This is a genomic window from Roseburia sp. OM04-10BH (assembly GCF_003462605.1).
Lineage (GTDB): Bacteria > Bacillota > Clostridia > Lachnospirales > Lachnospiraceae > Roseburia_C > Roseburia_C amylophila.
Genome location: NZ_QTZI01000003.1, coordinates 262,746 through 273,643 on the forward strand (window position 1 = coordinate 262,746; position 10,898 = coordinate 273,643).

12 protein-coding genes and 1 pseudogene are annotated in these 10,898 nt (G+C 39.1%); 4 read left to right on the forward strand and 9 right to left on the reverse strand.

Going from position 1 to position 10,898, the window contains the following annotated elements; genetic code table 11:
• The first annotated feature begins 49 nt into the window (after nt 1-49).
• Nucleotides 50-427, forward strand: coding sequence for a response regulator (locus DXB43_RS05165; RefSeq protein WP_117698987.1), 378 nt, complete (start codon nt 50-52; stop codon nt 425-427).
• Nucleotides 428-429: 2 nt separating this feature from the next.
• Entirely contained in the window at nt 430-1,311 is an 882-nt protein-coding gene (locus DXB43_RS05170) for a chemotaxis protein CheX (protein WP_117698986.1), read from the forward strand.
• 122 nt (nt 1,312-1,433) lie between these two features.
• Here the strand turns inward: DXB43_RS05170 and thrC are convergent, their stop codons facing one another.
• The 3 genes from thrC to DXB43_RS15000 form a co-directional block, all read right to left on the reverse strand.
• The gene (thrC, locus tag DXB43_RS05175) at nt 1,434-2,924 is read right to left on the reverse strand and encodes a threonine synthase (RefSeq protein ID WP_117698989.1); all 1,491 of its coding nucleotides are present in this window, start codon (nt 2,922-2,924) and stop codon (nt 1,434-1,436) included.
• 72 nt (nt 2,925-2,996) lie between these two features.
• A complete protein-coding gene (locus DXB43_RS05180) occupies nt 2,997-4,337 on the reverse strand; it encodes a WD40/YVTN/BNR-like repeat-containing protein (protein ID WP_147343665.1) in 1,341 nt (446 codons plus the stop codon).
• Nucleotides 4,294-4,509, reverse strand: a complete 216-nt coding sequence (locus DXB43_RS15000; protein WP_147343666.1) for a hypothetical protein — start codon at nt 4,507-4,509, stop codon at nt 4,294-4,296. Before DXB43_RS15000 ends, DXB43_RS05180 begins: the two co-directional genes overlap by 44 nt.
• A gap of 153 nt (nt 4,510-4,662) precedes the next feature.
• Between DXB43_RS15000 and DXB43_RS05185 the strand changes: the two genes are divergently transcribed.
• A complete protein-coding gene (locus tag DXB43_RS05185) occupies nt 4,663-5,472 on the forward strand; it encodes a hypothetical protein (protein WP_117946993.1) in 810 nt (269 codons plus the stop codon).
• Here DXB43_RS05185 and leuD read toward each other — a convergent pair.
• On the reverse strand, nt 5,459-5,947 hold the full coding sequence (gene leuD / locus DXB43_RS05190) for a 3-isopropylmalate dehydratase small subunit (protein ID WP_022243891.1): 489 nt from the start codon (nt 5,945-5,947) through the stop codon (nt 5,459-5,461). The two genes, DXB43_RS05185 and leuD, sit on opposite strands and share 14 nt — an antisense overlap.
• Before the next feature lie 12 nt (nt 5,948-5,959).
• Nucleotides 5,960-7,219, reverse strand: coding sequence for a 3-isopropylmalate dehydratase large subunit (gene leuC / locus DXB43_RS05195; protein ID WP_022243892.1), 1,260 nt, complete (start codon nt 7,217-7,219; stop codon nt 5,960-5,962).
• 131 nt (nt 7,220-7,350) lie between these two features.
• Between leuC and DXB43_RS05200 the strand changes: the two genes are divergently transcribed.
• Nucleotides 7,351-8,253, forward strand: coding sequence for a LysR family transcriptional regulator (locus DXB43_RS05200; protein ID WP_117841097.1), 903 nt, complete (start codon nt 7,351-7,353; stop codon nt 8,251-8,253).
• A gap of 182 nt (nt 8,254-8,435) precedes the next feature.
• On the opposite strand, the gene ilvC is transcribed toward DXB43_RS05200, so the two are convergent.
• The 4 genes and pseudogenes from ilvC to DXB43_RS15405 form a co-directional block, all read right to left on the reverse strand.
• On the reverse strand, nt 8,436-9,458 hold the full coding sequence (ilvC, locus tag DXB43_RS05205; protein WP_117698982.1) for a ketol-acid reductoisomerase: 1,023 nt from the start codon (nt 9,456-9,458) through the stop codon (nt 8,436-8,438).
• A gap of 24 nt (nt 9,459-9,482) precedes the next feature.
• Nucleotides 9,483-9,983, reverse strand: coding sequence for an acetolactate synthase small subunit (gene ilvN, locus DXB43_RS05210; RefSeq protein WP_117946994.1), 501 nt, complete (start codon nt 9,981-9,983; stop codon nt 9,483-9,485).
• Between the two features lie 187 nt (nt 9,984-10,170).
• Nucleotides 10,171-10,539, reverse strand: coding sequence for an Hpt domain-containing protein (locus DXB43_RS05215; protein ID WP_117946995.1), 369 nt, complete (start codon nt 10,537-10,539; stop codon nt 10,171-10,173).
• Between the two features lie 71 nt (nt 10,540-10,610).
• Nucleotides 10,611-10,898, reverse strand: a pseudogene (locus DXB43_RS15405) (hypothetical protein); the annotation flags it as partial.

A 10,898-nucleotide genomic window follows, 5' to 3' on the forward strand; every position in this document is an offset into this window, starting at 1 on the left:
GTATATTAATATGTTCTAATTATTCTAGTTGTATTTGGAGGGATTATATATGAAATTAGACGAAGCAAAAATCCTGATTGGAGATGACTCCATTCTTGCAAGAAAACAGTTAAAAGACATTATTGCGCAGTATGGTGGTACAACTTTTGTTGAGGCAGCAAATGGTCAGGAAGCAATTGACAAATTCAAATCCGATAAACCTGATATCGTTTTTCTTGATATTGTTATGCCTGTAAAAGATGGTATTGCCGCTGTAAAAGAAATTAGAGAATCTGACCCGAAAGCGGTTATTATTATCGTATCTTCTGTTGGTACACAGGCTCAGTTAAAGAATGCAATTGAAGCCGGTGCAAAGGACTTTATCCAGAAACCGTTGAATGTTGAACAGATTGAGCGGGTACTGAAGAATTATTTTGAAGGGAGATAATTATGTATACACAGTTTTTTGGTAATTTTCTTTTAAGCAAAAGTGCTGTTCCTGCGGATAAACTGGTAGATGCATTAGAGAGGCAGTCCTCTTCCTATCTGAAATTAGGTACTCTGGCAATTCATGCCGGATTATTAAATGCTTCCCAGGTTGACGCTATTGTATGCCGTCAGACCCATGAAGACAAGAAATTTGGTGAAATTGCAATCGAAGGCGGATATCTTACAAAGGAACAGGTTGACAAATTACTCTCCTCGCAGAAACCAGACTACCTGCTTTTAGGTCAGATTTTGATTGAAGACGGACTGCTTACCAACAGTCAGTTTGAGGAATTACTTGCAGAATATCAGGCAAGTAATGAAATTGATGATTTAAATGTTGCTAACGAACAGAATGATATGGTTGAAAAGCTGATTCATAAATTCTTCCATTTTGATAATTCTGATATGTCAGGAAAGATTGTTGCATACCTTAATCTTCTCTTTAATGATATCGTTCGTTTCATCGGAAAGGATTTTACACCATTAAATCCACTGATGAAATCCGAGTATATGACCAACTATTGTGTTACCCAGAAAGATGAAGGTTTACTTTCTTTCAATTCTGGTGTAGACATGAGTAAATCTGTTGCAATTGCTTTTGCATCCCGTTATGCCAAAGAAGAATTCCATGAATTCGATGAGTATGTAAAAGCTTCTATCGAAGATTTCTTAAATCTTCACAATGGATTATTTAATGTAAATATGTCTAATGAATTTTCCCTGGAATTAAACTTATGTCCTCCGGAAGTTCATGAGGAAGAAACGCTTACAAATGCCACTAAGATTTATGTATTTCCAATTATTTTCCCATTTGGAACCATTCACTTCCTAATGGAAATCTAATCTTAAACCTTTACATTTTATTTACATAAACGAAACCCTGTCAGATTTCTCTGACAGGGTTTTGTTACCTTGTATCCATAAGAAACTGCCGGTAGCAGATTCTCTATGTTTTACATAAGCATTTAGATATTTAAAAATGCTTTTACCGTCTTAGGCATATCTTCTACATCGCATTCTGTCTTATGAAGTACTTCTGCACTGCGGATGTCTTCAATTGCCTGTGGAACTGTTACATTTGCAATCTTGCTTAACTCATCTACCAGTTCAAAATCAGTCATGGAATCATATTTTTCTTTATCGATGGCATCCATTACGCTTCTGGTAAACTTGAACGGGCTTGCTGTTGATGCAATAACAGTCTTGGTATTATCACCGGTCTCTTTTACATATTTGTGGTATACACCGGTTGCTACAGCAGTATGTGTATCAATCACATAGCCGGTCTTCTCATAGAGGTCACGGATTACTTCTGCTGTTTCTTCCTCTGTGGTGTAATTGCCATAGAAGTCAGCAAGCTGGGCACGCATCTCATCGGTAATCATATATCTGCCCTCTTCTGTTAATGCACGCATGAATTCAGCATTTTTCTCTGCATCATTTCCGGCAATACGATAAATCAGACGCTCTAAGTTGCTGGAAATCAGTATATCCATGGATGGAGAAGAAGTTAGTACAAATTCACGGTTTCTGTCATAGGTTCCGGTTGAGAAGAAGTCAAATAATACTTTGTTCTCATTGGAAGCACAGATTAATTTTGCAATCGGAAGTCCTAAGTTCTTTGCATAGAAAGCTGCTAAGATATTTCCGAAGTTACCGGTTGGAACTACAACATTAATCTTTTCATCTTTTGCAATTGCACCATTTTCATATAATTTTGCATATGCATATACATAATAAACAATCTGAGGAACAAGACGTCCGATATTAATGGAGTTAGCAGAGGAAAACTGATATCCGGCTTTGTCCATTAATTCTGCCAGTTCTTTATCAGAAAACATTTTCTTAACGCCGGTCTGTGCCTGGTCAAAGTTACCATGAATACCAACTACATGTGTATTTGCCCCTTTCTGGGTAACCATCTGCTTCTCCTGAATCGGGCTGACACCATTCTTTGGATAGAATACAATAATCTTAGTACCAGGAACGTCTGCAAATCCTGCTAAAGCAGCTTTTCCGGTATCACCAGAAGTTGCTGTTAAAATAACAATTTCATTCTTTACATGATTTTTCTTTGCAGCAGTTGTCATAAGATAAGGCAGAATGGATAATGCCATATCCTTAAATGCTATCGTAGCTCCATGAAAAAGCTCCAGATAATATGCACCGTCTGCATCTACTAACGGAGCAATCTCTTCTGTATCAAATTTAGAATCATATGCACTATTGATACAATGCTTTAATTCTTCTTCTGTAAAGTCTGTTAAGAAAAGCTTCATTACCTCGTAAGCAGTCTCCTGATAGCTCATTTTTGACAGGGTATCCATATCAACGTCAAGCTTTGGTAATGAATCCGGCACAAATAAACCACCGTCTCCTGCAAGACCCTTTAAAATTGCCTGTGAAGCTGTTGCCTTTTCATCTGAGTTTCTTGTACTTGTGTAAATCAAATCCATTTTTTGTCCCTCTTTTGCTCTCTGCATAAAATTTGTTCTGTCTTTCATTATATAAGAACCTGCAGTTTACTGTCAATAACTTATCCCAGAATAATTCCATGTATTCCCACTATCTATGGATTCAAAAAGAATTCCATCGTTTTCACCCATAGCAGATATTACTTTTATTATAAGTTTTCCATCTTTCTGCTGTGGCATCTTGCAATAATCATAGTCTGATATGGAAAATCCATACTCTGCTGCCGTGTCCGGAAGTTCTGTCACTTCATCCATGGAAAGTTCAATCATGGAAAATGTTTTCCCGCCATCCTGTGTCAGATAAAGTGTGGAATAATCACCTGACGCTCCAGCCAATCCGATAACGCCCAGATTTTCATTATAGAATTCTATTCCTTCTGCCACACCAATATTTCCATCAAACGGATCTGCATTTTTCTGATTCCAGCTCTGCCCGCCGTCCTTTGTCATTTCAAGCTCATAAAAACGGCTGCCGGCAGCAGCATCCGCCACCAACAGACGATAACCGGTATTGTCATCTAAAAAAAAGTACACGCTTCCATCTTCCCTGTTTTCTGTCCACGGAGTGCCATCTCCGCTCTCTTCCTCATCATTGCCATCATTGCCGGCTACGGCATTGGTGTCTGCATTCCCATTGTTATCCGTTGTGTCATTTCCAGCACCGTTTTTTGCTTCATCAATCTGCTCCTGCCGGTTTTGCTGGGCTAACACTGCAGCACTGGTATATTTTGGATTTATGATATAAGTTATAATTTCACCTGTATTTTCTTCGCCACCAGCAGAAAATGTAACTGCAAAACCTGTAACTTCTCCGCCATATTCCAACTGGCTTAAAATTGAATTTTCATTTGTATCTGCAGTTCCATCTATATCTGCATTTTCTGCATTTATCACCTGCAGGCTATCTGCACTGGTAAAGGCTCTTTTCCCAGAATAACTTATTCCAAAGGTATGGCTCTTTGTTTCTTCTGCCCAGCTATCTACCCGTTCTTTCACCTTTATATTTCCCAACAGTTCAAAAAGCGGTGTCAGGCACATATTTTCTTCATAATCTGTCTTGGCATAATTATTGATGTAAACTGTCATTTTGCTGCTTTTCTTCCGGTTATAGTCCACAAGATAGGTTCTAGTTTCTCCATTCTCATCCTCACCATAGAAAAATGTATCTATTGCAGCAATTTCTCCGGTAGCATAGAAAGTCACATTAAAATGGTTCACCAGATAAATTTTCTTAGGAAGCCCGATTTCATTATCCAGATCCTCCAATATCCCTGCTACACTGTCATCAAAGAAATTATCATGCTTTAATGTTATCTTTACTTCATCACTTTTTTGAAACCGTTCGGATGTCTTAAAAAAATATAACCCTCCAAGGCATACCAGTAACAGAATCATCCCTGCTTTTAGCCAGTTTTTTAATTGATATTTCTTTCTTGTATTTTCCTGCTTCAACGAATTGCTCCTTTCCACCTGCAATCATATCACTATTCCAATAACGCCGCCAAATATTCCTGATATTTCCACGAATTTTTATATCCTTGCAATTTCCAATATATATTGGCATCATAGCATATTTTTCATTTCAAAAGTTTGATATTTTCCTGTTTTCATGCTTTCCTAAAAATGTTATACTCAAAGTGATACTTACCGTAAGAACTCGCCACCGGCAGCTTCTTACAGATGATTTGTAACTAAGAATTTTAGAATGTGAGGATTTACCATGCTTTCCGGTGCTTTTTCAGCCAAAACAAAAGACGGGACCATCTACTACCGTTCCAGCCTTACCTATAAAAGAAAACATATTAGTCTTGGAAGCTTTCCAACGGAAGAAGAAGCCCATCTTGCCTATAAAGAGGGAACTTCTCTAATTTCTGTGTCTGAAATCACACTGGAAAATTATACCGCATATATTAAACTTTTAGATTTTACCAAAGCCATTACACTTTTAAATTTCCGTGACAATGGCGTCTATATCAAGAATCCGATTTATCTGAAGCAGAATTATTTTCTCTATTTTCTCGCACCACAGACGGAATATAAATTTGATATTGATGATTTATTCTTTTATTCCAGCCACAAGATTATGCAGCGTGGTGGCCGGCTTTTTGTAAATGAATACGGCATGCAGACCGGGATTCTCTCCCGCTATGGAGTCCGTAATCATGCGGTACTGGATGTAGATTACACTTTCGCCAATGGTAACCCCTTCGATTACAGCTACGCCAATATTATTGTCATTAACCGCTACCGTGGAGTTGCCCAAACAGAGCACAACGGACTCCTCCGTTATCAGGCTTTTATCCATATCAATGGCAATTATTCCATTGGCACTTATTCTTCCGAAGAAAAAGCTGCCATTGCCTACAACAAAGCTGTTGATCTGGCAAAGGCAGCCGGTATTCATAAGAATTTTGAAGAAAACTATATTACAGAGTTATCCGCTAGAGAATATGCAGAAATTTATACTAATCTTAAAATCTCTCCAAAATATATCAATTATCTTTCTACACTTTCTGCTATTTCTGATTGATGTAATTTACCAGTCCCTCGCAATCGATAATCTTCTGCATAAATGGTGGGAATGCCTGACCCTGGAAACTCTTTCCAGTGGTCTTGTCGGTAATGACACCAGTATCAAAATTTACCTCTACCTCATCTCCTGCTTTGATTTCCAAAGCTGCTTCCTTACATTCAATAATCGGAAGTCCGATATTGATTGCATTACGATAGAAAATACGTGCAAAAGTCTCTGCTATGACGCAGCTTACACCAGCGGCTTTAATTGCAATTGGTGCATGTTCTCTGGATGAACCGCATCCAAAGTTCTTCTCCGCTACAATAATATCTCCTGCAGATACTTTATTTACGAATTCCTTATCAATATCTTCCATACAATGTAAGGCAAGTTCCTTAGGGTCGGAAGAATTCAGATATCTTGCCGGTATAATAACATCTGTGTCTACGTTGTCACCGAATTTAAATACTTTTCCTTCTGCTGCTTTCATGTTCTAATCCTCCTATACTTCTTCCGGGCTGGAAATCTTTCCTGTAATTGCACTTGCTGCTGCAACTGCCGGGCTTGCCAGATAAATTTCCGAATCCACATGTCCCATACGTCCCACAAAGTTACGGTTGGTTGTAGATACGCATCTTTCATTCTCAGCAAGGATTCCCATATAGCCACCAAGGCAAGGTCCGCAGGTCGGTGTGCTGACAATAGCACCTGCTTCAATAAAGGTTCTGATATATCCGGCTTCCATGGCATCCAGATAAATCTGCTGGGTTGCAGGAATTACGATTACACGTAAACCTTTCTTTACTTTCTTTCCTTTCAGGATAGAAGCTGCAATCTTAAGGTCATCTAATCTTCCATTCGTACAGGAACCGATTACTACCTGATCAATAGTAATGTCGCCTACTTCATCAATGGTCTTTGTATTTTCCGGAAGATGTGGAAATGCTACGGTTGGGCGAAGTGTACTAAGGTCAATGGTATACTCCTCATCATATACAGCATCCTCATCTGCTTCATATACTTTATAAGGGCGCTTGGAATGCTCTTTCATATATGCTTCTGCTTTCTCGTCTACCGGGAAGATTCCGTTCTTTCCACCGGCTTCAATTGCCATATTTGCAATGGTAAAACGGTCATCCATGGAAAGATACCGGATACCATCACCTACGAATTCCATAGACTTATATAATGCTCCATCCACACCAATCATTCCGATGATATGTAAAATAACATCTTTACCGCTAATCCATGGTGCTGGTTTTCCTGTAATATTGAATTTAATTGCGGATGGTACTTTAAACCATGCTTTTCCGGTTGCCATTCCTGCCGCCATATCAGTACTTCCAACACCGGTGGAAAATGCTCCCAATGCTCCATATGTACAGGTATGTGAATCTGCTCCGATAATAACATCTCCTGCAACAGTCAGTCCTTTTTCCGGAAGAAGTGCATGTTCGATACCCATTTCTCCTACATCAAAGTAGTTGGTGATTTCGTTTTTGCATGCAAACTCTCTGACGCATTTACAATGCTGTGCAGATTTGATGTCTTTATTTGGTACAAAGTGGTCCATAACCAGTGCAATTTTATCCTTATGGAACACTCCGTCTACTTTCATTTTCTCTATCTCATGGATAGCCACCGGTGAAGTAATATCATTTCCCAATACCAAGTCTAAATCTGCTTCAATCAACTGGCCAGCCTGAACAGAATCAAGTCCCGCATGTGCCGCAAGAATCTTCTGTGTCATTGTCATTCCCATTTGAAATTCCTCCTGAAATTAAATCATTTTTTCTATACTGTTGCTATTATAGCACAGCTAGTGGTATAATGGAAATACATATTAAACATATTTATTATGATTTTTAGTTATAAACACGGAGGAATCTATAAATGTTGCAGAGTTTATCCAGTTACCGTATTTTCTATACCGTAGCAAAAACACAGAATATATCAAAGGCAGCCAAAGAGCTTTATATCAGCCAGCCTGCCATCAGTAAATCCATACAGAAACTAGAGGAAAGCCTGGGCTGCGAACTCTTCCGCCGAAGTTCCCGCGGCGTATTGCTGACCGAAGAAGGTGAACTTCTTTTTACTCATGTCAGTTCCGCTTTCGAAACCCTGACTTTAGGGGAAGATAAATTAAAGAACTCCTTAGAGCTTGGTGTCGGCCACTTAAAAATCGGTGTCAGTTCCACACTCTGCAAATACATGCTTTTGCCTTATTTAAAGGATTTCACAAAACGCTATCCGCATATTAATATTTCTATCGTATGCCAGTCTACCAACGAATCCTTACAGATGTTAGAAGAAAACAAAATTGATATCGGTCTGATTGCAAGGCCGGAAAACCAGAAAACTTTAAATTTCAGCAATGTGGCTGAAATTGAAGATATTTTTGTTGCAACGGAAGCTTACTTAAACGTATTGAATGCAAGGGGCATTTCTTCCGATGCAATCTTACAGAATTCTACACTGATGCTTCTTGATAAGCACAACATGACCCGTCAGTATATTGATGATTATTTACAGGAAAATAAAATCGAGACCAGAGATTTAATCGAAGTCTCTACGATGGACCTCTTAATTGACTTTGCAAAAACCAACCTGGGTGTTGCCTGCGTCATCCGCCAATTTGTCCAGAACGAACTTGCAAATAAAGAGTTATTAGAGATTCCACTTGGTTTTCCAATTCACAAGCGTGAAATTGGCTTCGCTTATAAAAACACCTTAAAGCCTTCGAAATCCTTGGAATTATTTATTGATTTCTACCAGAATTTTCATCCGGGCGAATAAGATGCATCACTGTCAGTTTCTTACAAATGCCTGTCAGCTACGAGAAACACGCTTTGCGAGTTTCTCGAGTTATCGCGGTGCTCGCCAAATCCGCATGCAAGCATGCGATTTTTCTCGCTACTCGCGTAAAAAAAGCTGCCGCAATTGTGACAGCTTTTTTATCATCTTTTTGAAGTATCAGATTAGTTGTTAACCAGCTTATCTTCTTCGTTGTTCCAGCTATACAGTTTACGAATTTCTTCGCCGACTTTCTCTGATGGATGCTCAGAAGCAAGCTTTCTCATAGCTTTGAAGTGTACCTGGCGTCCTGCCGGTGACATATCAAGTAAGAATTCTTTTGCAAAAGTACCATCCTGAATATCTGTTAAAATCTGTTTCATTGCTTTCTTTGTCTCAGCAGTAACAATCTTAGGTCCTGTGATATAATCACCATACTCAGCAGTGTTAGAGATAGAATATCTCATTCCAGCGAATCCTGACTGGTAGATTAAGTCAACAATCAGTTTCATCTCATGGATACACTCGAAGTATGCATTTCTCGGGTCATAACCAGCTTCGCAAAGTGTTTCAAAACCAGCCTGCATAAGTGCACAAACACCGCCACAAAGAACTGCCTGCTCACCGAAAAGGTCTGTCTCTGTCTCTGTACGGAAGGTTGTCTCAAGAAGTCCTGCTCTTGCTCCACCAATTCCAAGACCATATGCTAATGCCAGGTCAAGTGCTTTACCGGTTGCATCCTGCTCTACTGCTACCAGACAAGGAGTTCCTTTTCCAGCCTGATACTCAGAACGTACAGTATGTCCTGGTGCCTTAGGAGCGATCATTGTTACGTCAACATCCTTTGGTGGTTTGATACATCCGAAATGAATGTTAAATCCGTGAGCGAACATTAACATGTTTCCTGGCTCAAGGTTTGGCTCGATATCGTTCTTATACATATCAGCCTGTAACTCGTCATTGATAAGAATCATAATAATATCAGCCTGTTTTGCAGCTTCTGCTGCTGTATATACTTTGAATCCCTGTTTTTCTGCTTTTGCCCAGGATTTGCTACCATTGTAAAGTCCAATAATGACATCACAGCCTGATTCCTTTAAGTTTAATGCATGTGCATGTCCCTGGCTACCGTAACCAATGATGGCGATTTTCTTACCATCCAGTAAGGAAAGGTTACAATCTTCCTGATAATAAATTTTTGCTGCCATTTTTTCAGCCTCCTGTTTTAATGATTAATCTAAATATGTAACATCGGCAGACCCTCTGGTCAAACCTGTGATACCGGTTCTAGCGAGCTCTAATATCTCATAGCCCTGTAACAGATCCATAAATGCATCTAATTTATCCTGATGCCCTGTCAGTTCAATTACCATGGAATCGTTGGTGACATCAACCACCTTGCCATGGAAAATATTGGTAACGCTTAAGATGGCCTGACGCTCTGTATCCTTCGCTTTAATCTTAACCAGAATCAGTTCTCTGGTCACTGATGTACCCGGTTCTAATTTTTTAATATCCCGTACATCTTCAAGCTTTGCAAGCTGCTTTTCAATCTGCTCTAAAATCTGCTCGTCACCACTTGCTACTATAGTTATTCTGGTATATCTTGGATCTGCAGTTACACCAGATGAAAAACTATCAATGTTATATCCTCTCCGGCTGAAAAGTCCTGAGATATGACTTAATACGCCTGAGGTATTCTCTACTAAAATAGATAATGCCTGTTTTCTCATGTGAAAACCATCCTTTTTCTTTCATTCACATTACAGTTATTCTAGCATATCAGTTCTGTTTGTCAATACTAAAATGGCTTAAAGTAATAATATTTTTTCATACAATAACCTATGGTTATATCATTAATAACAATAACATAAAACTACAAGAAACACATTTTGCAATCTGGCGGGCTGCCTGCATAAATTACGGCTGTGAATCCCTGTATTTCCGGATAATATCAATTGTCTTCTGATAATCCATTCTGACTTCCCTAAATTGCTGCAGCATCTCTTCTCCATATATTTTATAGCGGAGCTGTTCGCACAGAATTATGCTTGATTTGCTCAGCCGTCCCAACCCGAGCGTCATGGTCTCTCCCTTTAAGGTATGTACCAGATCAAAGGCTTTCTCATAATCCCTTTCCTGTAAAGCTTCATCAATCCTCTGTACTTCATCGCTTTCTAAGAATTTTATCAAAAAACGGTGTACCAGCTCTTCCTTCCGGAGTCTGCGCATGACCTCTGCATAATCTCCCTCCAGTTCCTTGTAGCATTGCTCTAAATCCATACTCATATTCCCTTTCTGTTGATTTTCTCATAGCATTATAGTACACCACCGTTTTTTCTTTTTCAAGCAATTCTTCCTTATTGTCTGGTGTTTCCATCCGGCTGCACCGGCAGTTCATTCTGTTGCTTTACACTTTGTTGTCCTTCCGAGAGCATAATAAGCGTCCAGGTTATTTCTTTTCTTGCATATTCCAAGGTCTCTTCTCCATCATATACCGTATCAACCTGGTACTTATGAAATACAAGAATATCTGTAACAGCTTCTGCCATGCTTTCTTCGTCTTCTGCATAGAGTAACTTCATAAAAACAGGGTTATAGGACAAAACGTGTTGATGGCTAATCCCATTCTGTAAAAGATTTATCCA